The 24,397-nt window shown below is 49.9% G+C and carries 26 protein-coding genes and 1 pseudogene; 12 read left to right on the top strand and 15 right to left on the bottom strand.

The window, feature by feature from the left end:
- Nucleotides 1-10: 10 nt before the first annotated feature.
- The 7 genes and pseudogenes from rfaJ to rfaQ all read right to left on the bottom strand — a co-directional run bounded on the left by rfaJ (nt 11) and on the right by rfaQ (nt 6,453).
- Complete coding sequence (gene rfaJ / locus ACLJRU_RS15705) at nt 11-1,021, bottom strand: lipopolysaccharide 1,2-glucosyltransferase RfaJ (RefSeq protein WP_000376861.1); 1,011 nt, start codon at nt 1,019-1,021, stop codon at nt 11-13.
- Nucleotides 1,022-1,038: 17 nt separating this feature from the next.
- Nucleotides 1,039-2,052: a lipopolysaccharide 3-alpha-galactosyltransferase gene (waaO, locus tag ACLJRU_RS15700; RefSeq protein ID WP_000088475.1), complete on the bottom strand. Its 1,014-nt coding sequence runs from the start codon at nt 2,050-2,052 to the stop codon at nt 1,039-1,041.
- 5 nt (nt 2,053-2,057) lie between these two features.
- Nucleotides 2,058-3,137 (bottom strand): lipopolysaccharide 1,6-galactosyltransferase, encoded by a 1,080-nt coding sequence (waaB, locus tag ACLJRU_RS15695; RefSeq protein ID WP_000683982.1) that lies wholly within the window; start codon nt 3,135-3,137, stop codon nt 2,058-2,060.
- Between the two features lie 117 nt (nt 3,138-3,254).
- A pseudogene (locus ACLJRU_RS15690) lies at nt 3,255-3,416 on the bottom strand (glycosyltransferase family 8 protein); the annotation flags it as partial.
- A gap of 55 nt (nt 3,417-3,471) precedes the next feature.
- Nucleotides 3,472-4,269 carry a lipopolysaccharide core heptose(I) kinase RfaP gene (gene rfaP, locus ACLJRU_RS15685; RefSeq protein WP_000229825.1) on the bottom strand — a complete coding sequence of 266 codons (798 nt, stop codon included), beginning with the start codon at nt 4,267-4,269 and terminating at the stop codon, nt 3,472-3,474.
- On the bottom strand, nt 4,262-5,386 hold the full coding sequence (locus ACLJRU_RS15680) for a glycosyltransferase family 4 protein (protein WP_001541122.1): 1,125 nt from the start codon (nt 5,384-5,386) through the stop codon (nt 4,262-4,264). Before ACLJRU_RS15680 ends, rfaP begins: the two co-directional genes overlap by 8 nt.
- Nucleotides 5,383-6,453 (bottom strand): lipopolysaccharide core heptosyltransferase RfaQ, encoded by a 1,071-nt coding sequence (gene rfaQ / locus ACLJRU_RS15675; RefSeq protein ID WP_001541123.1) that lies wholly within the window; start codon nt 6,451-6,453, stop codon nt 5,383-5,385. The genes ACLJRU_RS15680 and rfaQ overlap by 4 nt, the downstream gene beginning before the upstream one ends.
- Nucleotides 6,454-6,861: 408 nt before the next feature.
- On the opposite strand from rfaQ, the gene waaA reads away from it, so the two are divergent.
- Both waaA and coaD read left to right on the top strand, forming a co-directional pair.
- Nucleotides 6,862-8,139: a lipid IV(A) 3-deoxy-D-manno-octulosonic acid transferase gene (waaA, locus tag ACLJRU_RS15670; protein WP_000891582.1), complete on the top strand. Its 1,278-nt coding sequence runs from the start codon at nt 6,862-6,864 to the stop codon at nt 8,137-8,139.
- Between the two features lie 8 nt (nt 8,140-8,147).
- On the top strand, nt 8,148-8,627 hold the full coding sequence (coaD, locus tag ACLJRU_RS15665) for a pantetheine-phosphate adenylyltransferase (protein WP_001171883.1): 480 nt from the start codon (nt 8,148-8,150) through the stop codon (nt 8,625-8,627).
- Nucleotides 8,628-8,653: 26 nt separating this feature from the next.
- On the opposite strand, the gene mutM is transcribed toward coaD, so the two are convergent.
- The 4 genes from mutM to radC all read right to left on the bottom strand — a co-directional run bounded on the left by mutM (nt 8,654) and on the right by radC (nt 10,868).
- The gene (mutM, locus tag ACLJRU_RS15660; protein WP_001114508.1) at nt 8,654-9,463 is read right to left on the bottom strand and encodes a bifunctional DNA-formamidopyrimidine glycosylase/DNA-(apurinic or apyrimidinic site) lyase; all 810 of its coding nucleotides are present in this window, start codon (nt 9,461-9,463) and stop codon (nt 8,654-8,656) included.
- Between the two features lie 97 nt (nt 9,464-9,560).
- Nucleotides 9,561-9,728, bottom strand: coding sequence for a 50S ribosomal protein L33 (gene rpmG, locus ACLJRU_RS15655; protein ID WP_001051798.1), 168 nt, complete (start codon nt 9,726-9,728; stop codon nt 9,561-9,563).
- A 20-nt stretch (nt 9,729-9,748) separates the two neighbouring features.
- Entirely contained in the window at nt 9,749-9,985 is a 237-nt protein-coding gene (gene rpmB / locus ACLJRU_RS15650) for a 50S ribosomal protein L28 (protein WP_001519051.1), read from the bottom strand.
- Nucleotides 9,986-10,202: 217 nt separating this feature from the next.
- Nucleotides 10,203-10,868, bottom strand: a complete 666-nt coding sequence (radC, locus tag ACLJRU_RS15645) for a RadC family protein (RefSeq protein WP_000380129.1) — start codon at nt 10,866-10,868, stop codon at nt 10,203-10,205.
- Between the two features lie 175 nt (nt 10,869-11,043).
- Between radC and coaBC the strand changes: the two genes are divergently transcribed.
- The 3 genes from coaBC to slmA all read left to right on the top strand — a co-directional run bounded on the left by coaBC (nt 11,044) and on the right by slmA (nt 13,404).
- On the top strand, nt 11,044-12,264 hold the full coding sequence (coaBC, locus tag ACLJRU_RS15640; RefSeq protein ID WP_001541125.1) for a bifunctional phosphopantothenoylcysteine decarboxylase/phosphopantothenate--cysteine ligase CoaBC: 1,221 nt from the start codon (nt 11,044-11,046) through the stop codon (nt 12,262-12,264).
- Entirely contained in the window at nt 12,242-12,700 is a 459-nt protein-coding gene (dut, locus tag ACLJRU_RS15635; RefSeq protein ID WP_000976078.1) for a dUTP diphosphatase, read from the top strand. Before coaBC ends, dut begins: the two co-directional genes overlap by 23 nt.
- Nucleotides 12,701-12,807: 107 nt before the next feature.
- Nucleotides 12,808-13,404 carry a nucleoid occlusion factor SlmA gene (gene slmA / locus ACLJRU_RS15630; RefSeq protein WP_000818607.1) on the top strand — a complete coding sequence of 199 codons (597 nt, stop codon included), beginning with the start codon at nt 12,808-12,810 and terminating at the stop codon, nt 13,402-13,404.
- A 77-nt stretch (nt 13,405-13,481) separates the two neighbouring features.
- Here the strand turns inward: slmA and pyrE are convergent, their stop codons facing one another.
- Together pyrE and rph are read right to left on the bottom strand one after the other, a co-directional pair.
- Nucleotides 13,482-14,123: an orotate phosphoribosyltransferase gene (gene pyrE, locus ACLJRU_RS15625; protein WP_000806167.1), complete on the bottom strand. Its 642-nt coding sequence runs from the start codon at nt 14,121-14,123 to the stop codon at nt 13,482-13,484.
- 77 nt (nt 14,124-14,200) lie between these two features.
- A complete protein-coding gene (gene rph / locus ACLJRU_RS15620) occupies nt 14,201-14,917 on the bottom strand; it encodes a ribonuclease PH (RefSeq protein WP_001247081.1) in 717 nt (238 codons plus the stop codon).
- Nucleotides 14,918-15,042: 125 nt separating this feature from the next.
- On the opposite strand from rph, the gene ACLJRU_RS15615 reads away from it, so the two are divergent.
- On the top strand, nt 15,043-15,906 hold the full coding sequence (locus ACLJRU_RS15615) for a YicC/YloC family endoribonuclease (protein WP_000621352.1): 864 nt from the start codon (nt 15,043-15,045) through the stop codon (nt 15,904-15,906).
- A gap of 49 nt (nt 15,907-15,955) precedes the next feature.
- On the opposite strand, the gene ACLJRU_RS15610 is transcribed toward ACLJRU_RS15615, so the two are convergent.
- Nucleotides 15,956-16,858, bottom strand: coding sequence for a LysR family transcriptional regulator (locus tag ACLJRU_RS15610; protein WP_001541126.1), 903 nt, complete (start codon nt 16,856-16,858; stop codon nt 15,956-15,958).
- A gap of 73 nt (nt 16,859-16,931) precedes the next feature.
- Here ACLJRU_RS15610 and ACLJRU_RS15605 point away from each other — a divergent pair, with 73 nt between their 5' ends.
- Together ACLJRU_RS15605 and ACLJRU_RS15600 are read left to right on the top strand one after the other, a co-directional pair.
- A complete protein-coding gene (locus ACLJRU_RS15605) occupies nt 16,932-17,813 on the top strand; it encodes an HARLDQ motif MBL-fold protein (protein WP_001082962.1) in 882 nt (293 codons plus the stop codon).
- A 250-nt stretch (nt 17,814-18,063) separates the two neighbouring features.
- On the top strand, nt 18,064-18,681 hold the full coding sequence (locus ACLJRU_RS15600; RefSeq protein WP_000924334.1) for a trimeric intracellular cation channel family protein: 618 nt from the start codon (nt 18,064-18,066) through the stop codon (nt 18,679-18,681).
- On the opposite strand, the gene ligB is transcribed toward ACLJRU_RS15600, so the two are convergent.
- Nucleotides 18,678-20,363: an NAD-dependent DNA ligase LigB gene (gene ligB, locus ACLJRU_RS15595; protein WP_001241849.1), complete on the bottom strand. Its 1,686-nt coding sequence runs from the start codon at nt 20,361-20,363 to the stop codon at nt 18,678-18,680. The two genes, ACLJRU_RS15600 and ligB, sit on opposite strands and share 4 nt — an antisense overlap.
- 256 nt (nt 20,364-20,619) lie before the next feature.
- On the opposite strand from ligB, the gene gmk reads away from it, so the two are divergent.
- The 4 genes from gmk to trmH are packed head-to-tail and all read left to right on the top strand — an operon-like array spanning nt 20,620 to nt 24,397.
- Complete coding sequence (gmk, locus tag ACLJRU_RS15590) at nt 20,620-21,243, top strand: guanylate kinase (protein ID WP_000046966.1); 624 nt, start codon at nt 20,620-20,622, stop codon at nt 21,241-21,243.
- Between the two features lie 54 nt (nt 21,244-21,297).
- Nucleotides 21,298-21,573, top strand: coding sequence for a DNA-directed RNA polymerase subunit omega (gene rpoZ / locus ACLJRU_RS15585; protein WP_000135058.1), 276 nt, complete (start codon nt 21,298-21,300; stop codon nt 21,571-21,573).
- 18 nt (nt 21,574-21,591) lie between these two features.
- Nucleotides 21,592-23,703 (top strand): bifunctional GTP diphosphokinase/guanosine-3',5'-bis pyrophosphate 3'-pyrophosphohydrolase, encoded by a 2,112-nt coding sequence (spoT, locus tag ACLJRU_RS15580; protein ID WP_023235381.1) that lies wholly within the window; start codon nt 21,592-21,594, stop codon nt 23,701-23,703.
- 4 nt (nt 23,704-23,707) lie between these two features.
- On the top strand, nt 23,708-24,397 hold the full coding sequence (gene trmH, locus ACLJRU_RS15575) for a tRNA (guanosine(18)-2'-O)-methyltransferase TrmH (RefSeq protein ID WP_001068436.1): 690 nt from the start codon (nt 23,708-23,710) through the stop codon (nt 24,395-24,397).

The following is a 24,397-nucleotide window of genomic DNA, read 5'->3' as shown; positions in this document are numbered from 1 at the left end:
GGGAGGGGAATTATTTGTGGAAAAGTTTACGATAAAGATATGCGCTTCCAGCCAGCAGGCCTTTAAAATAATGGCCCTGCACGAGAAGATGTTTATATCGCTTCTTAAATTCGACTATGGTACGCGCATCTTTTGCAGGAGAATCTTTCCAGGGCGAGTTCAGTCGTGCATTTTTATAATAGATAACTGAAGGATAATTTGCCCAGGCATGCCATGGTTTTGTAGCGCCCGTATAATGAATTAAAACAGTATTATCATTAATTATATTGCTATATTTTTTATGTGACTTATCTTTCAACTCACTTTTGATAGTATAAATGGTATTATACGGTCGCGGTAGAAAAATGACTTTGTCCTGTAGGAGAATATTCAAAACATCCTGATCGGGATATTTAAAAGAGTCAGCTTCTTTACCTGCCAGAAGTAAAAATGCCTTTTCAGTTAAGGCATTCTCTTTCCATAATTTCAGGTTAACAAAAACCACGCCGGAGTTAAAATAACCACCTTGTAAATTAAATGCTCTTAATCTCTCATTTACCTTATTCTGGATGGAATCAACATCTTTTACGACCGCAGCAATCTTCTCTGTCAAATCAAGTTGTAGAAGATCTTGCAAAGATCCTTTGCATACAACATCGGCATCCAAATAAAGTAAGGTGTTTACCTTCTTGCTGAGATAATCGAAAGCAAATAAACGAAAATACATTGCTCTCGACCATACTTTAGTTTGAGGCAATACTTCAAGGCTTTCTACTTTAATAAGATAAAGAGAAATTTTTATGTGATGCTGTACGGCTAAACGCTCTATATATTTTACAAAACACGGAGAGTATGAGTCACAAATAATGTGAAAAGCGAGCGGGATATTATTGTTTAATACAACTGAAGCGATTGATACCCCCACACCATCAAGATAGTTTTCATCAACACCATAAGAAATGTTTAATACGTTATCATCATTATTATTACTTTCATCAAAAACTTTATATTCAGCTATTTCTATCTCAGGAAATGAATCCATTACATCACCTATGGGTTTTATTCAAGAAGTTTACGTTTAAAGTAGGCTATATAGTAATTTATACCCGAAGTATAATGCTTCTGATTAAACATATGCTTTGCCGCATAACGTAACTGATGGCTAGTGACTGGATTTAAAAGTGCACAATGAGACCACGGTGAGTTGCTCTTAGCCTGTAAAAAATATTGTGACACAGGGTAAGCCCCCCAACTATGCCAGGGCTTCGTTGGTCCGATATAATGAACAAATACAGTCTCAGCATCGACTGGATTAATAACTGAATCTTTTAATTCATAGTTAAGACTAAATTGTGTATTAAATTTTTTATCAACAAAACGCGCTTTATTCACTAACAATATATTTAATACATCCTGATCAAGGTGCGTTATGCGCTGTACTACCTCTGGATCTTTTAGCATTTCAATCGCTTTCTTAGAGATATTTTCTGCGGTCCAAAGAGGTATGTTAATTAAAATAAAACCGGCATTAAAATAGCCAGAAACCAGCCCAGGCGTTGCCAGGCTAACCGAGCGCTTAGTCCACCATTCCAACTCGCCTTCAGCAACGACAGCCGCAATCTCATTTTCAGCAAAATTAAGATCAATAAGTTCCTGAATACTCCCCTTACATGCAATATCTGCATCCAGATAAAGTACTCTATCTGTTTTATCTGAAAAATAATCGGCGATAATGAATCTAAAGTATGTTGCATAGGTCCAGTTTTTGGTACTGGGTAGCGATTTTAAGCGCTCACAGTCGATTAGGTAAACAACAATCTGCGTAGCGTACTGTTTTGCTAATGCCTCAAATCGCTGCTGGTCTTCAGAGCCAAAGAAATCGGTAAAAACATGGAAAGCTAACGCCTTCTCTGGGTTAGCGAGGAGAACCGATGCAATAGAGACACCACAGCCAAAAAGAAAGTTTTTATCAATCCCATAAGCTATATTAAATTTAGCAGCATCACTATGTTGTGCATAGTTATAATCTAAAGTCTGTTGAATGACTTCTTCTTCAAAATATTTTCTGCTCATAGTGATCACTTTTGTAATTTCGAGAATATTGCATTATTAAAATTTTTAAAATATAGCACATCGTAAAATCTCTCAATCGTGCCGGGAATAATATCATGCTGATATTTTACTTCACCAGAAATAACGCGATTAAGGTGTCCTACAAAATCATCTATAGCACCCGGAGTGTAAAGCTCACCATTCAAACCGGGTTTAATCATATCGCGCGGGCCAGACATACAATCAGAACTAATACACGGAATTCCATATGACATTGCTTCCAGCAGGGTCATAGGAAATCCCTCAAACGCAGAGGTAAGTAGTAACGCGGTGACATTTTTTATTTTTTGCTGTACGACTTGCCACGGCGCGCTTTGCCAACCATACCAGATCACACGCTGCTCAATACCAAGCTCCCGACTATAGGCCTGGCACTTTTCAAAATCTGAGCCATCACCAATAATATGTAGCTGCCATTCCCCTGTCGTACGAGCTAAGCCATCAAATAAATCTTTAACTCTTTTCTGCCCTTCAAATTTAAGACGCCCTACATAGAGAAATACAGCGGGTTTATCACGTTCAGGCGGCGGCACAATGATTGTTTTAATAGAGACAGGATTATAAACGACGCTAATATCTTGCGCTGAGATACCCCGTGCCATCATCTGTTCTTTAATACCACTACTGATGGCCAGATGATAATCCGCGTACGTTATACATTCTGCATGTTTTTTATGGTCGAGCGAAAAATGCGGCCACGAGAAAATAGTAAACTGTTTACCACTTTTCTTTCGTGCTTTATTGGCATAAAGACATGAGATGACATCAATACATATCACAATATCCGGTGACGTTTCTTTCAGCCATTGACTAAAATTATAAACATGCTTAGCTCGACGAAGAAAACTTAATTTTATATTTGAGAATGATTGCGCATATTTAATCTCTTTTAGCCATGCTTTATCCATTTTGTCATTACGACAAAAGAAAAACATTTCACAGTTGATTTTCGGAGAGCTATTTTCAAACGTATGGATAACGTTGCTAATAACGGTTTCCATCCCTCCAAAACCGGATACCGCTTCGCCAATAAAAGCTATTTTCATATATACCCCAGAGTTAAAACCTTAATCTAAAGACTTTAGATATTAAATAGCAAAAATAGTAATATAACCCTATAGAGTAATTTTTACCTGACATCTCTCTTTTTGCTTTAAGGCGTAGTCAATATCTTTATTATTTTCGATAATGGAATATATTGCCACACCTGCTGGCATTATAAAACCATGATCAAAGCAAAGAGCAATGTCCAGTCTTCCTCCAAAAAAATCATCATGTTGAATTATGTTTTTTTGGTTTGAAATATAACTTTTAATGTTAGACATTCTGTCTATCCTTGTCTCACTCATAAATTACTCACTGAGTGCATAATTATTATAATTACAGATTTTTTCTTATTGTTCTTTCTTTAATTCGAGCGGCTTTAACATCTGCCTGGTGAATCAACCCCGATTCTTTTTGCAAAATCTCTCGCAGGGGGAGAGAGAAATACTCACGCATAAACCGGAATATATCTCGCTGAGTCAGGCCAATATTCATTGAAGAAAAATAAAGCCCAATTAAATCTTTGTCACGCCAGCGAAGGGGAACGTGCTGGCGTATCTGCGCGCGATGCAGGTCGATTACGGAGATTTTTAAATCCTCTTCGCGACCAGTGAAAGGTAAATGCAGAAGAAAGTGGCAAATATAACAGTCGCGATGGTTAATTCCCCCGGCGTGCATTTTACGTACCATAGTCGCAACACGCTTAATGATCATCCACTTCACCTGCGCGTCCGGTGGATTAACAGCCCAGTCAGCACAGTAGTCTTCAAGGCTAATGGTAGGCGTTAAATCTTCGGTGATAATAAATGATGTTCTGGTTAGCGGGTTTACGCCTTTTTCACCAAAACCAACGCCGTGCATCGTATCAACGCCCAGCTCATGTAGACGATGAATGGCGTGCCATTCTCTGTCAGCGCCCAGAACAGGCATACGTAACGAAATCAGGTTCTTCACAATTTCTTTCAGCGAAGTGCCTTTATGCCACTTCAGGAAGTAACTTTTGCCGTCCAGCTCAAACCGCAATGTTCGACGCGTCTCCAGCTCTCTGAACACTTCGCCCTGTAACGTTTTCACTTCCTCAAAAGCATCTTTACCGCGCCATAGTGTGGTTAACGGAGCTTTCAGCTCAACCATCTAAATCACCTGTAATAATATCTGCAGCCTTCTCCGGTAAGCTGTATAAATCCTGGGTATCAGCATAATACCGCGCATTTTCAGCCCAGGCGTTGCGTAAGGAAGGCTGTGTCAGCGCTTTGAGTAAAACCTCATTTAGCGCATCCTGACGGAATGGTTCAGTCATCGCTTCGCCACAGTTGGCATCCACAATATAATGTGCATAACCGCACACCGCAGTTGTCAGCACCGGCAAACCAGCAGTAATGGCTTCCAGCAAAACAATACCTGCAGCTTCCTGATAGGCTGGATGCAGTAAAAGGTCGGCTGCCGCCATTAACTCCGCGATATCATTACGTCCGGAGAAAAAATGCACATTCGTGCCGACGCCGCTTCTTTCAGCCAGTGCTGCAAACTTCTTCGGCTTATCCTGCCCGACAACATAGAGCACCGTATTTTGCCGTAAAGATTCGGGTAGCGATGCCAGCGCTTCAATAGAGCGATCCACACCTTTACGGGTGAAGTCAGACCCTACTTGCAACAGTAATTTTTGCTGTTCTGAGATACCATTTTTCTGACGATAAATTTGACGACTGTTTGGGATCTGTTGGCTATATTTTCTGTCCGGGTAAATCCCCGGAGGAAGAATATGGAAACGCTCCGCTTCAGTCTGATAATGTTTTTGGAAGTCAGCAATCTGCTTATTCGTCAGCATTAATAGTTGTGTCTGCTTGCCGTGTTCAAACGTGGCGCGTTCAAAAGCAGCATAATGCCGATAGCGTGATGTCAGGCGATAGAAAAATCCTTTTCCCTGTGCGACTTTTTCGGCGTAACACACGTCTGCGGCGTAATACACATCAAGGCCCGGCATCTTATTGAATCCAACCACCCGATCGACAGGGTGGTCGCGCAAATGGTGTTGCACCCAGGCATAATATTCTGCGTTACGACCGTGGTTCGTCCGGGATTTAACCGGCACGCGGATTAATTCAAAGTTATCCGGGCATTCCCCTTCCCATGACTGAGTATAAACACGAACCTGATGACCTCGCGCCGCCACGGTTTGGGCAATGCGCATAAAATCACGCTGCAGACCGCCAAAAGGAAAATATTTATATAAGCAAAAGGCAACTCTCATAGCAGGCTGTCCAAATCTATGGTGCGTGCCTCATGCGGCAGCATTTTTTCCGTCGCGGCGATAACATCTTCAGCCGGAATCACAGAAAGGTATTTTTTATTACGATCAAGCTCATGCCGTTCAGGCATCGGCTGATAATTGCCTGCCCAAAACTGAATGATGTCGTCGGTCCAGGGACGCCAGAACACATGATCCGTCGCGCCGAAAAGGCAAATGACCGGCGTTTTGACTGCTGCGGCAATATGACCAGGGGCCGAATCAACGCCGATAAAGAGATCCGCATGGCCAATCAACGCGCCCAATTCAGGAAAGCGAGTTTTACCCGCCAGACCAGTAACCGGTTTTGTCTCACAGCCGCGTGCAATAGCATCCACGCAGGCCATCTCGTCTGCGGCCGGGCCTGACGTCAGTACAACTTGATAACCGCGGCGCTGCACGGCATCAATAACCTGCGAGAATTTATCATTATCCCAGCACTTAAATAGCTGCCGTGCCGTAGGCTGAATAACAACATATTGTCGGGTCACACCAAGTTGTTTGAGCTGTTGTCGCATGTTTTCCCAATGTTCCGGGCGATAGCTCATGGTGGTTTCCGTGACATACTGTTTTAGCGCTAACGGCTTTAGCGCGGATAATGTGCGCTCAACAGCATGTTCTCCCGCATAAGGTACTAAATACGTAAAGCTTTTTTTCCATAAAGCAGACTGACGATTACCGAAATCCTGCGAGATTTTTATTTTTGCGTTTAAAAAACGCACAATAAGCGCCACGCTCCACTGATCGGTGAGATTGACGACCAGATCATACGAGTTAGCACGCAATTTTTTGATTAACGATAGCGCGTTTTTGATCTTCTCTTTTGTTCCTGCGCCTTTGTTACTGATGCCGTAGAGTGCATTAATCTCCGGATTTTCCGACAATATCGGTATGGTGTTCTGGTAAAGAAGCACATCGATTTTTGCATCGGGATAATTCTGCTTCAGCGTACTGATGACAGGAGTGGTAAGTAACATGTCTCCATGAAAACGCATTTTTATAATCAGAATTCTTCGAAATGGCTTTTCCACAAGCGACTCTTTGGTTGAAATTGTCCGGATAAATAAGCAGAAAAAAGCACGCTACCGCCCCAGGCTTCACAGCAACCCGATGGCTAATACCGCACTCATTTTAGATGCGCTAGTGTAACACTTCTTTCGCAGCAATCCGATACGAATAATTTTCATACACAATCATTTTTTTAATCATAAATTCAAAGAGATATTAATTTATCCCTCTCTTGTGAATGGTCATTCCCATTGTCTGGGGCGACAAGGGCGGCAAATTTCAATGGATTGCGTAAAAATGCAAAAATAATGGGGTTCAGCGCCTGGAATCCTCGCTTCTGAGCCAATTTGGCGCAAAAATGGGAAAAGTAATGGTAAAGCCCAGGCTAAATACATAGAATCCCCAGCACATCCATAAGTCAGCTATTTACTATGCTCGAATTGCTTTACACCGCTCTTCTCTACCTTATTCAGCCTCTGATCTGGATACGGCTTTGGGTGCGTGGACGTAAAGCGCCGGCCTATCGTAAGCGCTGGGGTGAACGCTACGGATTCTACCGCCGTCCGTTGAAACCGGGCGGAATCATGCTGCATTCCGTCTCGGTGGGCGAAACTCTGGCGGCCATCCCATTGGTCCGCGCTCTACGTCATCGCTATCCCGATCTGCCTATTACCGTAACGACCATGACGCCGACCGGCTCGGAGCGCGTCCAGTCCGCCTTTGGCAACGATGTTCAGCACGTTTACTTGCCTTATGATTTGCCCGATGCGCTCAATCGTTTCCTCAATAAGATTGATCCTAAGCTGGTATTGATCATGGAGACTGAGCTCTGGCCAAATCTGATTGCTGCGTTGCACAAACGTCATATTCCGCTGGTTATCGCTAATGCGCGGCTTTCCGCCCGCTCCGCCGCGGGTTATGCGAAGCTTGGCAAGTTTGTCCGTACGCTCCTGCGCCGTATCACCCTGATTGCCGCGCAAAACGAAGAAGATGGCGAACGCTTTGTGGCATTGGGCGCGAAGAACAATCAGGTCACGGTCACCGGCAGTCTGAAATTTGATATTTCAGTTACGCCGCAGTTGGCGGCTAAAGCCGTTACGCTACGCCGCCAGTGGGCGCCGCACCGTCCGGTCTGGATTGCCACCAGCACCCACGATGGCGAAGAGAGTATCGTTATCGCCGCTCACCAGGCGTTATTACATCAATTCCCGAATTTATTACTGATTCTGGTGCCCCGCCATCCGGAGCGTTTCCCGGATGCTATCAATCTTGTGCGTCAGGCAGGGTTAAGCTACATCACTCGCTCTTCGGGTGAAGTGCCGTCCGCCAGCACCCAGGTCGTGGTAGGCGATACCATGGGCGAATTAATGTTGCTCTATGGCATTGCCGATCTCGCCTTTGTTGGTGGTTCGCTGGTTGAACGCGGCGGTCATAACCCGCTGGAGGCTGCCGCTCATGCGATTCCGGTACTGATGGGTCCGCATACCTTTAACTTTAAAGATATTTGCGCCCGTCTGGATCAGGCGAGCGGACTTATCACGATTACCGATGCGGCTACGCTGGCAAAAGAAGTTTCCTCTTTACTGACCGACGCTGATTATCGTAATTTCTACGGACGTCACGCAGTTGAAGTGCTGTATCAAAATCAGGGCGCGCTCCAGCGTCTGCTGCAACTGCTGGAACCTTATCTGCCACCGAAAACGCATTGAGGACTGTCATGCAAAAACGGGCGATTTATCCAGGTACGTTTGATCCGATTACTAACGGTCATCTCGATATTGTGACGCGCGCAACGCAGATGTTCGACCATGTCATTCTGGCTATCGCCGCCAGCCCCGGCAAGAAACCCATGTTCACCCTGGACGAACGTGTGGCGCTGGCGCAAAAAGCGACCGCACACCTGGGTAACGTAGAGGTGGTGGGCTTTAGCGACCTGATGGCCAATTTCGCCCGCGACAGACAGGCGAATATCCTGATTCGTGGTCTGCGCGCGGTGGCGGATTTTGAATATGAAATGCAGTTGGCGCATATGAATCGCCATCTGATACCGCAACTGGAAAGCGTTTTCCTGATACCGTCCAAAGAGTGGTCGTTTATCTCATCGTCGCTGGTCAAAGAAGTGGCGCGCCATCAGGGCGATGTGACCCACTTTCTGCCGGACAATGTGCATCAGGCGCTAATGGATAAGTTGAAATAAGTATCCTTCCTTGCCGGCCTGGCGTTTTACTTCTGACAGTGACGGCAATAGAACGTCGCACGCTGTGCGTGTTTCGTTGCGACTATCGGCGTACCGCATACCCGACACGGCTCGCCTTTGCGCCCGTACACCTGCAACTCCTGCGCAAAATAGCCCGGTTTCCCATCGCTTTGCAGAAAATCCTTCAGCGTTGTCCCGCCTTGTTCAATAGAGCGCAGCAAAACGGCTTTAATCACCCGCGCCAGCAGATCGCACTCCTCTGTCGAGAGTGACGACGCCAGGCGGTCAGGGTGAATACCAGCGGCAAACAGCGACTCGCTGGCGTAGATATTCCCCACGCCGACCACCAGCTTGTTATCCATCAGCCAGGGTTTAATCGCCGTCTTCTTCTTCGCGCATTTCTGCTGCAAATATTCGCCATTAAACTCATCGCTTAGCGGCTCCGGTCCCAGATGCGCCAGTACGTTATGCCCTTCCAGCTCTTTGGTCCATAACCAGGCGCCAAAGCGGCGAGGATCGGTATAACGTAGAATTTTGCCGTTGCTCATCACCAAATCGACATGGTCGTGCTTTTCCGCCGGCAGCGCTTCCGGCAGTATCCGCAAGCTTCCCGACATCCCCAGGTGAATAATTATCCAGCCGTCAGGCAGCTCCAGCAGTAGATATTTAGCACGACGCTGAACGCTAAGGACGGGTGTATCGCTCAGACGATAAATTTCATCTGAAACCGGCCAGCGCAGACGGCCGTTACGGATATGGGCGTGCAGGATAGTAGCGCCAACTAAATGGGGTTCAATACCCCGGCGGCTGGTTTCAACTTCGGGTAATTCAGGCATAACGTCTCCGGCTGTGTGGCAGGTCTCATTAATATGGGGACGGCCAGAAAACAAAAAACCCCGCCGAAGCGAGGTTTTTGTTACATCAAAGCGAGAATTATTTGATTTTCGCTTCTTTGTAGATCACGTGCTGACGGACAACTGGATCGAATTTTTTCAGTTCCAGTTTTTCCGGCTTAGTACGTTTGTTCTTCGTCGTGGTATAGAAGTGACCAGTACCAGCAGAAGAAACCAGCTTGATTTTCTCACGAATACCTTTAGCCATGATTTATTTCCTCTTAGTACTTAGTACTTTTCGCCACGGGCACGCAGTTCAGACAGAACTGTTTCGATGCCTTTTTTATCGATGATACGCATACCTTTAGCAGATACACGCAGGGTGACAAAACGCTTCTCGCTCTCAACCCAGAAACGGTGAGAGTGCAGGTTAGGCAGGAAACGGCGTTTAGTCGCGTTCAGTGCGTGGGAACGGTTGTTACCGGTCACCGGACGCTTGCCAGTAACTTGGCAGACTCGGGACATGTCTATTCTCCAAAAATCAAATTAGCTCGAGCTTCGTATGGGGTATCGGCGCCTCGTCAGGCTTTACAGCCTGGTCATCGCGCAGTTCTATTGAACTCTCGATTGCCAGGCCCAAATGCCAAACCCGAGATTCTCAAAGGTGGCGTAGTATACGCTGACCCGGCGATATGCTCAAGTCCCGAACAGACAAAGATCCCGATGGATCGCGCAAAGAATCTTAAATCCAGCCGCGTTCGGCAAAAGAAACGTACTCTCCGCGCCCAATTATCAGGTGATCGAGCACCCGGATATCCATAAACTGGCAACACTTTATCACGCGCTCAGTGATAAGTTTATCTGCTTTACTTGGCTCTGCGCAGCCTGAAGGGTGGTTATGCGCCAGAATGACCGCTGAAGCATTGAGTTTAATCGCTTCCCGAACAATCTCACGCGGATGCACCTCTACGTGGTTAAGCGTGCCGGAAAACAGGCGGCTGTGCTGAAGCACCCGGTGCTGGGCATCGAGGAAGATCACCAGAAAGATCTCACGCTCTTCGCCCGTCAGTTGGCTTTGCAGAAATTCCCGCGTCATTTCCGGACTCAGCAACGCACTTTCCTCATTCATGCGCACGCTGTAATAGCGCCTTGCCAGCTCAGCAATGCCTTTCAACTGCGCGAATTTCGCCAGGCCGATGCCGTTTACGCCGCGAAACTGCGCAAAGTCCGCCGACAGCAGGCCATACAGCGACCCAAAGTGCTGCAATATCTCTTTTGCCAACGTCATAACATCTTTTCCCGGCGTGCCGGTACGTAAAAAAAGCGCCAGCAACTCCACGTCGCTGAGGGAAGCAATGCCGGATCTGAGCATTTTTTCACGCGGTAATAATTCGTCCAACGTATCCATACGCGCACCTCCTTTTTTAAGGAAGCGGCATAGTGGCACAGCCTTTGGGAGAGATCGACGCCCCGATTTTGTTCTTGCGTAGCGCCTCGCAAAGTGGAGCGCAGGCAAAGACACGACGCCGTAGAGATTGTGATAAAATAGCCGCCTTTCAAAGTCACCCAACAGGAAAGACATGATGAGCCTGGCCGGTAAAAAAATTGTTCTCGGCGTTAGCGGCGGTATCGCTGCGTATAAAACGCCGGAGCTGGTGCGCCGTTTACGTGAGCGCGGCGCTGACGTGCGCGTGGCAATGACCGAGGCGGCAAAAGCCTTTATTACCCCCCTGAGCTTACAGGCAGTGTCGGGCTATCCCGTATCCGACAGTCTGCTTGACCCTGCCGCTGAAGCCGCGATGGGGCATATCGAGTTGGGGAAATGGGCCGACCTGGTGATTCTTGCCCCCGCGACCGCCGACCTGATCGCCCGTGTAGCATCGGGTATGGCTAATGATTTAGTCTCCACCATTTGCCTGGCGACGCCAGCCCCGGTGGCCGTGCTTCCGGCCATGAACCAACAGATGTACCGCGCTGCCGCCACGCAACATAATCTGGAGGTGCTCGCCTCTCGCGGCCTGTTCATTTGGGGGCCGGATAGCGGCAGTCAGGCGTGCGGCGACGTAGGCCCAGGCCGAATGCTGGACCCATTAGTTATCGTTGATAAGGCCGCCGCGCATTTCGCCGCCGTCAACGATCTGCGACATCTTAATATCATGATTACGGCAGGCCCGACGCGCGAACCGCTCGACCCGGTGCGTTATATTTCCAACCACAGCTCCGGTAAAATGGGCTTCGCTATTGCGGCGGCCGCAGCGCGTCGCGGCGCAAATGTCACGCTGGTCTCCGGTCCCGTTTCGTTACCGACGCCGCCTTTTGTAAAACGGGTTGATGTCATAACCGCGCTGGACATGGAAGCCGCTGTTCAGGCCGCCGTTCAACAGCAGCACATTTTCATTAGCTGCGCCGCCGTGGCTGACTATCGCGCAGAGACTATCGCCAGTGAAAAAATCAAAAAACAGGCGGCGCAAGGTGATGAATTACTAATAAAAATGGTCAAAAACCCGGACATTGTCGCCGGGGTGGCCGCACTCAGTGACAATCGACCCTACGTTGTTGGGTTTGCCGCGGAAACGAATAATGTGGAAGAATACGCCCGGCAAAAACGTATCCGTAAGAGCCTTGACCTGATTTGTGCAAATGATGTTTCTATTTCAAATCAGGGATTTAATAGCGATAAAAACGCTTTACACCTTTTCTGGCAGGATGGAGATAAAGTCTTACCGCTTGAGCGGAAAGAACTCCTGGGCCAATTATTACTCGACGAGATCGTGACCCGTTATGATGAAAAAAATCGACGTTAAGATTCTGGACCCGCGTGTTGGTCAGCAGTTTCCGCTGCCGACTTATGCTACTTCTGGTTCTGCCGGGCTTGACCTGCGCGCCTGTCTCGACGACGCCGTAGAACTGGCGCCTGGCGCAACAACGTTGGTGCCTACCGGACTGGCCATTCATATCGCCGATCCATCACTGGCGGCAGTCATGTTGCCGCGTTCTGGCCTGGGCCATAAACATGGTATCGTGCTGGGCAACCTGGTCGGGCTGATTGATTCCGATTATCAGGGGCAACTGATGGTTTCGATCTGGAACCGTGGTCAGGACAGTTTTACCATTGAACCGGGCGAACGTATCGCGCAAATGGTGTTTGTTCCGGTCGTTCAGGCCGAATTTAATCTGGTGGAAGCATTTGACGCCACCGAACGTGGCGAGGGCGGCTTCGGTCATTCTGGCCGTAAGTAAATTTTACGCATCCCCATAACGTCATAATACTGCCGCAAGCGCTGAGTTTGCGGTTATAGCGTGGGTGCTCGCCTGGCAAGTGCTTATTTTCAGGGGTATTTTGTAACATGGCAGAAAAACAAACTGCGAAAAGGAATCGTCGCGAAGAAATACTTCAGTCACTGGCGCTGATGCTTGAATCCAGCGATGGAAGCCAACGCATCACGACGGCAAAACTGGCGGCCTCGGTCGGCGTTTCCGAAGCGGCGCTATACCGCCATTTTCCCAGCAAGACCCGCATGTTCGATAGCCTGATTGAGTTTATCGAAGATAGTCTGATTACCCGTATCAATCTGATTTTAAAAGATGAAAAAAACACCAGCACGCGTTTGCGCCTGATTGTGTTGCTGATTCTGGGTTTTGGCGAACGCAACCCTGGCCTGACGCGCATTCTTACCGGGCACGCGCTGATGTTTGAACAGGATCGCCTGCAGGGGCGCATTAATCAGCTTTTTGAACGCATCGAAGCGCAGCTCCGCCAGGTGCTACGAGAAAAAAGAATGCGTGAAGGCGAAGGCTACACGACGGATGAAAATCTGCTGGCAAGCCAGCTGTTAGCCTTCTGTGAAGGTATGCTTTCACGGTTCGTGCGTAGCGAATTTAAATACCGCCCAACGGACGATTTCGACGCCCGCTGGCCGCTCATTGCCGCTCAGCTACAGTAACGCTGACTGGATAGTGGCTCACGCCTTATCCAGGCGACAGAAACATAAGCCCGGTAAAGCGCCACCGGGCAATTCGCTTACACGCCAAATTCTTCCCGGTATGCTCGCACAGCCGCCAGATGCTCAGCCATATCAGGTTTTTCTTCCAGATAGGCAATCAGGTCTTTCAGCGTAATGATGGAGATAACCTTACAGCCATAGTCGCGCTCCACTTCCTGAATCGCGGAAATCTCGCCGCGGCCACGTTCCTGACGATCCAGCGAAATCAGTACGCCAGCCAGCGTAGCCCCGTGCGCCTGAATAATCTCCATCGACTCGCGAATCGCCGTACCTGCGGTAATCACGTCATCCACCAGCATCACGCGGCCCTGTAGCGCGCTGCCCACCAGACTCCCGCCTTCGCCATGATCTTTTGCCTCTTTGCGGTTAAAGCAGTACGGCAGGTCTTTATCGTGATGTTCCGCCAGCGCAACCGCCGTCGTCGTCGCGATCGGAATACCTTTGTATGCGGGGCCAAACAGCAGATCAAATTCAATACCGGAATCCACCAGCGCTTCGGCATAAAAACGGCCTAATAACGCCAGGTCGCGCCCGGTATTAAACAGCCCGGCGTTGAAGAAATAGGGGCTTTTGCGCCCGGATTTCAGCGTAAACTCGCCAAACTTTAGTACCTGCTTGTTAAGCGCAAACTCAATAAACTGGCGCTGATACGGTTTCATGGATTCGCTCCTTTTCTTACTTTCATCATTTACGAAATTTACGGACAAAAAAAAGCGACTTTTCAGTCGCCTTAAAATCAATTTTCTAGCGCCGCCTTCTGCGTCGCCACAATGGATTCAATTCCCCCTCGGGCCAGCGCCAACAAAGTGAGAAGTTCTTCATGGCTGAACGGCTCGCCTTCCGCGGTACCCTGTACTTCAATAATGCGGCCGTCTTCAGTCATCACGACGTTCATGTCGGTTTCTGCGGCGGAATCTTCAACATATTCCAGATCGCAGATCGCTTCGCCGTTAACGATGCCTACGGAAACCGCCGCCACCATGCCTTTCATCGGATTGGTTTTCAGCTTACCGTTGGCAACCAATTTATTCAGCGCATCCGCCAACGCCACGCAGGCACCGGTAATAGACGCTGTACGCGTGCCGCCATCGGCCTGGACTACATCGCAGTCCAGCGTAATGGTAAATTCGCCGAGCGTTTTCAGATCGACCGCCGCACGCAGCGCACGTGCGATCAAACGCTGAATTTCCATAGTACGACCGCCCTGCTTACCCTTTGCTGCTTCACGCGCATTACGGGTATGGGTAGCGCGAGGCAACATGCCATACTCTGCGGTGATCCACCCCTGGCCTTGTCCTTTCAGAAAACGTGGGACGCCTTCTTCAATGGAGGCGGTGCACAACACTTTGGTATCTCCAAATTCGACCAGTACCGAGCCTTCAGCGTGTTTTGTATAGTTACGGGTCAGGGTTACGGGACGCACCTGATTAGCGCTACGGCCTGCTGGACGCATATTGAGATCTCCGGCTTAAAACGAATGTGGCTGCGCATTATACGGACTTCCTATGGTTATTCCTATCCTGACAAGGCCTGGATAGCTATAATCCCCTCATCTCTCCTTTAAAAACGGGAACATCTATGATCCGCAGTATGACCGCCTACGCCCGGCGTGAAATCAAGGGCGAATGGGGTAGCGCGACCTGGGAAATGCGCTCGGTAAACCAGCGTTATCTGGAAACTTACTTTCGTCTGCCGGAACAGTTCCGTAGTCTTGAACCCGTCGTGCGCGAACGCATTCGTACACGCCTGACACGCGGCAAAGTCGAATGTATGCTGCGTTTTGAACCCGATGCCAGCGCGCAAGGCGAGCTTATTCTGAATGAAAAGCTCGCGAAACAATTAGTTAGCGCCGCAAACTGGGTCAAAATGCAGAGCGACGAAGGGGAAATCAATCCGGTTGATATTTTGCGCTGGCCAGGTGTCATGGCGGCGCAAGAGCAGGATCTGGACGCGATTGCCGCAGAAATTTTAGCCGCGCTGGACGGTACGCTGGATGACTTTATCGTCGCGCGCGAAACGGAAGGCCAGGCGCTGAAAGCGCTGATTGAACAACGGCTGGAAGGCGTCAGCGCCGAAGTAGCGAAAGTCCGCGCGCATATGCCGGAAATCCTGCAATGGCAGCGTGAGCGCCTGGTCGCGAAGCTGGAAGATGCTCAGGTTCAGTTGGAAAACAACCGTCTGGAGCAAGAGCTGGTGATGATGGCGCAGCGCATTGATGTGGCGGAAGAGCTGGATCGTCTGGAAGCGCACGTCAAAGAGACTTACAACATTCTGAAGAAAAAAGAGGCGGTAGGTCGCCGTCTGGACTTCATGATGCAAGAATTTAACCGTGAGTCGAACACCCTGGCCTCCAAATCCATCAACGCTGATGTAACTAACTCCGCTATTGAATTAAAAGTGTTGATCGAGCAAATGCGCGAGCAGATCCAGAATATTGAATAATTCTGGCGCTCAATATGTCACAGAGCCCGCCTTATGCGGGCTCTCGCGTTTATCCGTAGTACGTTTTTAATTTCCGGCGAATAGCGTCGATAAGGCGCCGCTTCCACTCTACCGTCGAAGCCCGATACTGCATAAAAATAGCGCCTTCCGCCTGCTCCCCGGTAAGCGGCAGAACAAAAAGACCGCGCTTATCGGATAAATTTTCATACCAGGGGCGCGGTACAATCGCCATTAGCGGCGCCGACTGGACAGCAGGCGCAAGTTGACTGTAATCATGACAAACAAACGCCAGCGGACGTTCAAACCCGGCACGAGCCTGCTGCCTGTCCAGTTCGTTGTTCTCTTTTGTCCACGGCAAACAGTAAATGTGTTGATAATGCTGCAGATCAGCAAAATTCAACGCTGCGGCATTCTCCAGACGTGAACGCAATGGCGCGCCATAAACCGCGATCAAACGCGTCGTCCCCACCCGCTCGTAATGCAGAGCGCTGACCTGCTTTTGATGGTCGCCAATTGCCAGCACCAAATCAACCGAGCTATCCAACAGTTCATCACGCCAGGGTCGGCGGGCAAAAGGAAGGCACTCGATCACCGCCTGATGAAGATGACCTTTCTCTGCGAGAACGGGCGTAAGCAGCGCGTTCAATGCGGGAGGAAGTACCACCCGGAAACAACGGGAGCCGTTCTCTTTATCGCCAAACAGCTCCTCATTAAGCGAAACAAACACAGGCGCCAATTTGTCACGCAGCGCCTGCGCATAAGGCGTAGCAATCTGGCGGTTCCCTTCCCGTCGAAACAACGGATCGTTTAGCGCATCGCGCAATCTCATTAGCGCATGACTTACCGCAGAAGGCGACAAAGCCAGCTTTTGCGCCGTTTTCCCCGTAGAGCTCGTCTCCAGCAGCACATACAGTACTTTTAACAGGTTCATATCCATTTGCAGCAAGTTCATTAAACGTCTCTCTTATTGAACCTGGCTAAATTACTGCCAGGTATACTGCGGGCGCTTCAATCAGGAGAACATTATGAATCGCTATGCATTATTCTTTGTATGTATATTTTCAACATCAGCACTTCCTGCCATGGCGGCATTAGATCCTTCACAACCGTTATCACCCGCGCCTCCGTTATCACTGTTTAAAGCGTGGGCTAAGCCTATAAAGCCGTTTCAAATCACAGAAGGCGTGTGGTATGTCGGCACGAAAAATCTCTCTTCTATTCTGCTGACCACTCCGGCAGGGCATATTCTTATTGATGCGGGGTTGGATGAAAGCGCACCGCAAATTAAAGCGAATATTGAAGCGGCAGGATTCCGCCTCACAGACGTGCGCTATCTGTTGAATAGCCATGCGCGGCTGGATCAAGCGGGGGGCATGGCACGTTTGAAAGCGTGGAGCGGCGCACAATTGGTCGCCAGCCAACCCAACGCCGATCAGATGGCGAGGGGTGGACGAGAGGATTTTGCGCTTGGCGATGCGCTCCCCTTCCCGCCCGTCACCACCGATAAAATTATCCACCACCAGGAAAGCATCATCCTCGGAGGGATAACCGTGACAGCGCTATTCACGCCTGGACATCTACCCGGCTCAACCTCCTGGCGCGTAACGCTCCGCAACGGCAAGACGCTAATTTACGCTGACAGTCTCGCCACGCCCGACTATCTGCTGATTAACAACAAAAATTACCCTGACCTGGTTACTGATATTCAGGGTAGCTTTAAGACACTGGCCGCCCAGCATGTTGATATCTTTATTGCCAATAAAGGTGACCGCTTCGGGCTACTGGAGAAACGACAGCAACTTCGCAACGGCGATACACAGGCATTCTTTGATTCCAATGGCTTGCAACAGTATGTAGAACGCTCGCGTCAGCGCTTCATCACACAACTTACCGCACAGCAGCCATAATGAAATGACTCACCGGCGGCGCGTCCGGGGCGCCGTTCTTTTAAATTATCTAAGTCAAAACAGAAAAACCTCGCATACAATAAACCACAAAAATGATGCTCAATTTATTGATATTTATAATAAATAATTATTAATCATAAATTTAAAATCATTACTAAAATTTATTAATCGCGTAATGCCTTAGAAAATCTCAATCGTGATACAGCGCACAAATCGTTAATCTTCGCCCCCAGTAAATTAGGGGGAAATCATGCTGTTGCACGTTCTTTATTTAATTGGCATCACTGCCGAGGCCATGACGGGCGCACTCGCTGCGGGTCGTCGTCGCATGGATACATTCGGCGTAATTATTATTGCTACCGCCACCGCCATTGGTGGAGGCTCGGTTCGCGACATTCTGCTCGGTCACTATCCGCTGGGTTGGGTGAAGCATCCCGAATATGTCATTATTGTGGCGACTGCCGCTGTATTGACCACCATTGTTGCCCCCGTCATGCCCTATTTACGCAAGCTTTTCCTGGTACTTGACGCGCTGGGGTTGGTGGTTTTCTCTATTATTGGCGCTCAGATAGCCCTTGATATGGGCGAAGGGCCAATTATCGCCGTGGTAGCCGCCGTCACTACCGGCGTCTTTGGCGGCGTGCTCCGCGATATGTTCTGCAAACGCATTCCACTGGTGTTTCAAAAAGAGCTATATGCCGGCATTTCGTTCGCCTCGGCGGTGCTCTATATTGCGCTGCAACATTACGTCATGAATCCGGATGTCGTCGTTATCTCTACGCTACTGTTTGGCTTTACAGCAAGGTTATTAGCGCTACGTCTTAAACTTGGCCTGCCGGTATTTTATTACCGCCATGAAGGGCACTAAGACCCAAATCCGGGAATATGCTGAGCAGCCAGCCATCTGCTCAGCGTTTTGATCTGCGGATTATCCCGCCAGTCGATAACTCTCCCGGCACGGCGCTCGCCCGTCGCTGGCAACTGCCGCCAGTGTTGCTCTGTTCGCATTAATAACTGCTCCCATGAGCGATCGCCGCTGGCCTGTAATGCGGCCTGCGTTAAGGGGATATCCATCGCCATGATCCAGCGGGTAAACGGCTGCCGGCGCGCCAGGTTAAATTGCCGCCATATCTGCTCGCTTTTTCCTTTAGCAAAGCCTGGCGTGTTGGCTATTTGCGCTGACGTCAGGGCAAGCCAAGAGAAGATATGCTCAAAGCGATGCGTCTGATGCAAGGCCCGCCAGCTGGCTTCGCCCATTCCGTCCAGACCCAACGCCGACCGTGACCCCAGCCATACCAGCCTAGAGATAAACTGTTCCTGACACGTTGCCGACGCGTAAAAGCAGGTCAGCGAGTTGAAATGGCTATCAGGCGGTACAGGCTTACTCCGCTCACGACTCCGCCAGACGACCTCATCAAGCCGGGGAATGCCTTGCCCCGCCAGACTCACCAGGATCTGATCGCCCGGCGCGATATCCCACGCTTCCCAACGCTTCACAGAACCGATATTGACCCGCTGAACCCGCTTATCATCCAATATAACGGGGACAAGCGACGCTACTACGGTAATTTTGCCGCTTTTCCCCACCGAGAACTGAATAGCGCTCACTTGCGCGACCTGCGCTACTGGCGGATATTTCCATGCTGCCAGCCAGTCGCCCTGCCCGGGTCGCCAGTGTTGTGACGCAGGTTCTTTAGCCATGCGTATCACTACGCCATCCGTTACAAAGGGTAATGCTGACGTCAGCCATGACTGGCGCGCCCGCTCGACCTCGCTGGCATCTTTTACCGCCAGGGTATATTTATTCGTCAGACTGAATCCAGCCTTAGCAAGTTGGCTTAATCTTTCGGGCATATTTGCCGGACCGTCCGGCCACGCCCAAATAAAAATACCCAACGAATTTAGCGCGGAGGCGTTATCCTGGCGCATTAACATTCCTGCGACTTTCGAGCGCGCATTCATCCCGCCCATCCGTTGCTGGATATGTCCCTCGCGCTGTAGAAAGATTTCGCCCTGCAACACCGCGTTAGCAAGCGCGCCTTGTGTTGTCTGCGGTATAGAGGGGATCAGGCGAATTTTTGGCGTCCAGTCCTCGCCTTGTAGTCCGTTACCCCGGCTGATAGCCCTGGTCAGTTTACCGTTTTGATAAACCAGTGTTACCGCTACGCCATCCACTTTTGGCTGTACCCAAAGCTCGCTGCGCCCGCGCATCCACTGTTCTACCGCCTGTCGGTCCGCGAGTTTACGTACGCCCGTGTGCGCAACAGGGTGCATTGTTGTACCGTTTAACGGCGGTGAAACCGGAGTAGATGAAACATCCTGACCAACACAGCGTTGCCACTGAACCAGCCTTGCGCTGAGCTGGTCGTACACACTATCGTCAACCGCGCTAACACCTTGTTTCCAGTAGATGTCATTCCAGTCAGCGAGCTGTTGCTGTAAACGGGTGATTTCTTCAGCGGCCCTTGCTGGCGGCCAGGCCGGGCAAAGCGCCCCACTCTGCGAATGCCACAATAAAATTCCCCACGCCATACTTTTCCATAATCTCATCACGACCTCCTGCGCACATTGCCCGGCAGGTATAGCGCTTTAGTGAATAAAAACCGACAGGTAAAAATGCATCATCCGAGCCGCTTTCCAGATTTTTTGGTGGGTCGCTGCAACGACGCGATAAAAGCGGAAAAAGGGACGCAAAATGCAATAATCTGGCGCAAAAAGTGTGACAAAGACTACGTCGCATAACGGCGATGTGTATAATAAGCCCGTATCAAGGCTCTATTTCGATAATCACAGACGTAAGATACTCATGGCTCAAGGTACGCTTTATATTGTTTCTGCCCCCAGTGGCGCGGGTAAATCCAGCCTGATTCAGGCTTTATTAAAAACCCAACCGTTGTACGACACTCAGGTTTCCGTTTCACATACCACGCGCGCGCCGCGTCCGGGTGAAGTGCACGGTGAGCACTATTTCTTTGTAAATCATGATGAGTTTAAAACCATGATTGGCAGGGAGGCGTTTCTGGAGCACGCGGAAGTGTTTGGCAATTACTACGGCACTTCGCGCGAAACCATTGAGCAAGTGCTGGCAACCGGCGTTGATGTTTTTCTGGATATCGACTGGCAGGGCGCCCAGCAAATTCGCGAAAAGATGCCGCAAGCACGCAGCATTTTTATTTTGCCGCCATCAAAGATCGAATTGGATCGCCGTTTACGCGGCCGCGGGCAAGATAGCGAAGAAGTCATTGCCAAACGAATGGCGCAAGCGGTTGCAGAAATGAGCCATTACGCCGAATATGATTATCTTATTGTGAATGACGACTTTGATACCGCGTTAAGCGACTTGAAAACCATCATTCGCGCTGAACGTCTGCGTATGAGCCGCCAAAAGCAGCGTCATGACGCTTTAATCAGCAAATTGTTGGCAGACTGAACCCACTTTCAGTATCATGCCCAGTCATTTCTTCACCTGTGGAGCATTTTAAGTATGGCACGCGTAACTGTTCAGGACGCTGTAGAGAAAATTGGTAACCGTTTTGACCTGGTACTGGTCGCCGCGCGTCGCGCTCGTCAGATGCAGGTAGGCGGAAAGGATCCGCTGGTACCGGAAGAAAACGATAAAACTACCGTTATCGCGCTGCGCGAAATCGAAGAAGGTCTGATTAACAACCAGATCCTCGACGTCCGCGAGCGCCAGGAACAGCAAGAGCAGGAAGCCGCTGAATTACAAGCCGTTACCGCTATTGCTGAAGGTCGTCGTTAATCACAAAGCGGGTCGCCCTTGTATCTGTTTGAACGCCTGAATCAACTGATTCAAACCTACCTGCCGGAAGACCAGATTAAGCGTCTTCGGCAGGCGTATCTCGTTGCACGTGACGCTCACGAGGGCCAGACACGCTCAAGCGGTGAACCCTATATCACGCACCCGGTAGCGGTGGCCTGTATTCTGGCCGAGATGAAACTCGACTACGAAACGCTGATGGCCGCTCTGCTGCATGACGTGATTGAAGATACCCCCGCCACCTATCAGGACATGGAACAGCTTTTCGGTAAAAGCGTTGCCGAGCTGGTAGAGGGGGTGTCGAAACTTGATAAGCTCAAGTTCCGCGATAAGAAAGAGGCGCAGGCCGAAAACTTTCGCAAAATGATTATGGCGATGGTGCAGGATATCCGCGTCATCCTCATTAAGCTTGCTGACCGTACCCATAACATGCGCACGCTGGGCTCGTTACGCCCGGATAAACGTCGTCGTATTGCCCGTGAAACCCTCGAAATCTACAGCCCGCTGGCGCACCGTTTAGGTATTCATCACATTAAAACCGAGCTGGAAGAGCTGGGTTTTGAAGCGCTGTATCCCAATCGTTACCGCGTCATTAAAGAAGTGGTAAAAGCGGCGCGCGGCAACCGTAAAGAGATGATCCAAAAAATCCTCTCTGAAATCGAAGGACGTTTGCAAGAGGCGGGAATTCCGTGTCGCGTTAGCGGTCGCGAAAAACATCTTTACTCGATCTACTGCAAAATGGTGCTCAAAGAGCAGCGTTTTCACTCGATCATGGACATTTACGCTTTCCGCGTGATCGTTCATGACTCCGATACCTGCTATCGCGTACTCGGCCAGATGCACAGTCTCTATAAGCCGCGTCCGGGACGCGTGAAAGACTATATAGCCATTCCCAAAGCGAACGGCTATCAGTCTTTGCACACCTCGATGATCGGCCCGCACGGCGTTCCTGTTGAAGTCCAGATCCGTACCGAAGATATGGATCAGATGGCGGAAATGGGGGTCGCAGCGCACTGGGCGTATAAAGAACACGGTGAGACCAGCACCACGGCGCAGATCCGCGCCCAGCGCTGGATGCAGAGCCTGCTGGAGCTACAACAGAGCGCCGGTAGTTCGTTTGAATTTATCGAAAGCGTAAAATCCGATCTCTTCCCGGATGAGATTTACGTTTTCACCCCGGAAGGACGCATTGTCGAACTGCCCGCTGGCGCTACGCCGGTGGATTTTGCCTATGCAGTGCATACCGACATCGGCCACGCCTGCGTCGGCGCGCGTGTCGACCGGCAGCCTTATCCGCTGTCGCAGCCGCTTAGCAGCGGTCAGACCGTCGAAATTATTACCGCGCCGGGCGCACGTCCTAACGCCGCCTGGCTGAACTTTGTCGTCAGCTCTAAAGCGCGCGCTAAAATTCGTCAGTTGCTGAAAAACCTCAAACGTGATGACTCCGTAAGCCTGGGCCGTCGTCTGCTTAACCATGCTTTAGGCGGTAGCCGTAAGCTGGCGGAAATTCCGCAGGAAAATATTCAGCGCGAACTGGATCGTATGAAGCTGGCAACGCTTGACGATCTGCTGGCGGAGATCGGTCTCGGCAACGCGATGAGCGTAGTGGTCGCGAAAAATCTGCAGCAAGGCGAAGCCGTGGTGCCGACCGTTGCGCAATCGAATCACGGCCACCTGCCGATTAAAGGCGCGGATGGCGTGCTTATCACCTTTGCGAAGTGTTGTCGTCCGATCCCAGGCGACCCGATCATCGCTCACGTAAGCCCAGGTAAAGGACTGGTGATCCACCATGAATCCTGCCGTAATATCCGTGGATACCAGAAAGAGCCAGAGAAATTTATGGCGGTCGAATGGGACAAAGAGACGGAGCAGGAATTCATTACCGAAATCAAGGTGGAAATGTTTAACCATCAGGGCGCGCTGGCTAACCTGACGGCGGCGATTAATACCACCACCTCCAATATTCAAAGCCTGAATACTGAAGAGAAAGATGGTCGCGTCTATAGTACCTTTATTCGCCTTACCGCACGCGATCGCGTACATCTGGCGAATATCATGCGCAAAATTCGCGTGATGCCAGACGTTATTAAAGTCACCCGTAACCGAAACTAGCGCTATGAATCCAAAACGTTATGCGCGTATATGCGAAATGCTCGCCAGGCGTCAGCCTGATCTCACGGTCTGCATGGAGCAAGTCCACAAACCTCATAACGTTTCTGCAATCATTCGTACCGCAGATGCCGTTGGCGTCCATGAAGTCCATGCTATCTGGCCAGGTAGCCGGATGCGCACCATGGCTTCCGCGGCGGCGGGCAGCAACAGTTGGGTACAGGTGAAAACTCACCGTACCATTGGCGATGCGGTAGCCCATTTGAAAGGACGGGGAATGCAGATTCTGGCAACCCATCTTTCTGATAAGGCCGTAGACTTTCGCGAGATTGATTACACGCGCCCGACCTGTATTCTGATGGGTCAGGAGAAAACCGGTATTACGCAGGAAGCATTAGACCTGGCGGATCGGGATATCATCATTCCGATGATCGGTATGGTACAGTCGCTGAACGTTTCCGTCGCCTCCGCGCTCATTCTTTATGAAGCCCAGCGCCAGCGTCAGAACGCGGGCATGTATCTGCGTGAAAATAGCATGTTGCCGGAAGATGAACAGCAGCGCCTGCTGTTTGAGGGTGGTTATCCGGTGCTGGCGAAAGTCGCTAAACGTAAAGGTCTGCCTTATCCTCGCGTCAATCAGCAGGGCGAAATTGACGCCGATGCTGACTGGTGGGCGACGATGCAGGCGGCAGGGTAA

Source organism: Salmonella sp. SAL00653, from assembly GCF_046552515.1.
GTDB lineage: Bacteria > Pseudomonadota > Gammaproteobacteria > Enterobacterales > Enterobacteriaceae > Salmonella > Salmonella enterica.
The sequence above is the reverse complement of the archived record's forward strand: the minus strand, read 5'-3'. Positions and strand labels throughout refer to the sequence as shown.

Bases quoted from the DNA above. Each gene is read 5' to 3' on its own strand.
- rfaJ (WP_000376861.1), bottom strand. From the start codon at position 1,021: ATGGATTCATTTCCTGAGATAGAAATAGCTGAATATAAAGTTTTTGAT.
- waaO (WP_000088475.1), bottom strand. From the start codon at position 2,052: ATGAGCAGAAAATATTTTGAAGAAGAAGTCATTCAACAGACTTTAGAT.
- waaB (WP_000683982.1), bottom strand. From the start codon at position 3,137: ATGAAAATAGCTTTTATTGGCGAAGCGGTATCCGGTTTTGGAGGGATG.
- rfaP (WP_000229825.1), bottom strand. From the start codon at position 4,269: ATGGTTGAGCTGAAAGCTCCGTTAACCACACTATGGCGCGGTAAAGAT.
- ACLJRU_RS15680 (WP_001541122.1), bottom strand. From the start codon at position 5,386: ATGAGAGTTGCCTTTTGCTTATATAAATATTTTCCTTTTGGCGGTCTG.
- waaA (WP_000891582.1), top strand. From the start codon at position 6,862: ATGCTCGAATTGCTTTACACCGCTCTTCTCTACCTTATTCAGCCTCTG.
- coaD (WP_001171883.1), top strand. From the start codon at position 8,148: ATGCAAAAACGGGCGATTTATCCAGGTACGTTTGATCCGATTACTAAC.
- mutM (WP_001114508.1), bottom strand. From the start codon at position 9,463: ATGCCTGAATTACCCGAAGTTGAAACCAGCCGCCGGGGTATTGAACCC.
- rpmG (WP_001051798.1), bottom strand. From the start codon at position 9,728: ATGGCTAAAGGTATTCGTGAGAAAATCAAGCTGGTTTCTTCTGCTGGT.
- rpmB (WP_001519051.1), bottom strand. From the start codon at position 9,985: ATGTCCCGAGTCTGCCAAGTTACTGGCAAGCGTCCGGTGACCGGTAAC.
- radC (WP_000380129.1), bottom strand. From the start codon at position 10,868: ATGGATACGTTGGACGAATTATTACCGCGTGAAAAAATGCTCAGATCC.
- coaBC (WP_001541125.1), top strand. From the start codon at position 11,044: ATGAGCCTGGCCGGTAAAAAAATTGTTCTCGGCGTTAGCGGCGGTATC.
- dut (WP_000976078.1), top strand. From the start codon at position 12,242: ATGATGAAAAAAATCGACGTTAAGATTCTGGACCCGCGTGTTGGTCAG.
- slmA (WP_000818607.1), top strand. From the start codon at position 12,808: ATGGCAGAAAAACAAACTGCGAAAAGGAATCGTCGCGAAGAAATACTT.
- pyrE (WP_000806167.1), bottom strand. From the start codon at position 14,123: ATGAAACCGTATCAGCGCCAGTTTATTGAGTTTGCGCTTAACAAGCAG.
- rph (WP_001247081.1), bottom strand. From the start codon at position 14,917: ATGCGTCCAGCAGGCCGTAGCGCTAATCAGGTGCGTCCCGTAACCCTG.
- ACLJRU_RS15615 (WP_000621352.1), top strand. From the start codon at position 15,043: ATGATCCGCAGTATGACCGCCTACGCCCGGCGTGAAATCAAGGGCGAA.
- ACLJRU_RS15610 (WP_001541126.1), bottom strand. From the start codon at position 16,858: ATGAACTTGCTGCAAATGGATATGAACCTGTTAAAAGTACTGTATGTG.
- ACLJRU_RS15605 (WP_001082962.1), top strand. From the start codon at position 16,932: ATGAATCGCTATGCATTATTCTTTGTATGTATATTTTCAACATCAGCA.
- ACLJRU_RS15600 (WP_000924334.1), top strand. From the start codon at position 18,064: ATGCTGTTGCACGTTCTTTATTTAATTGGCATCACTGCCGAGGCCATG.
- ligB (WP_001241849.1), bottom strand. From the start codon at position 20,363: ATGAGATTATGGAAAAGTATGGCGTGGGGAATTTTATTGTGGCATTCG.
- gmk (WP_000046966.1), top strand. From the start codon at position 20,620: ATGGCTCAAGGTACGCTTTATATTGTTTCTGCCCCCAGTGGCGCGGGT.
- rpoZ (WP_000135058.1), top strand. From the start codon at position 21,298: ATGGCACGCGTAACTGTTCAGGACGCTGTAGAGAAAATTGGTAACCGT.
- trmH (WP_001068436.1), top strand. From the start codon at position 23,708: ATGAATCCAAAACGTTATGCGCGTATATGCGAAATGCTCGCCAGGCGT.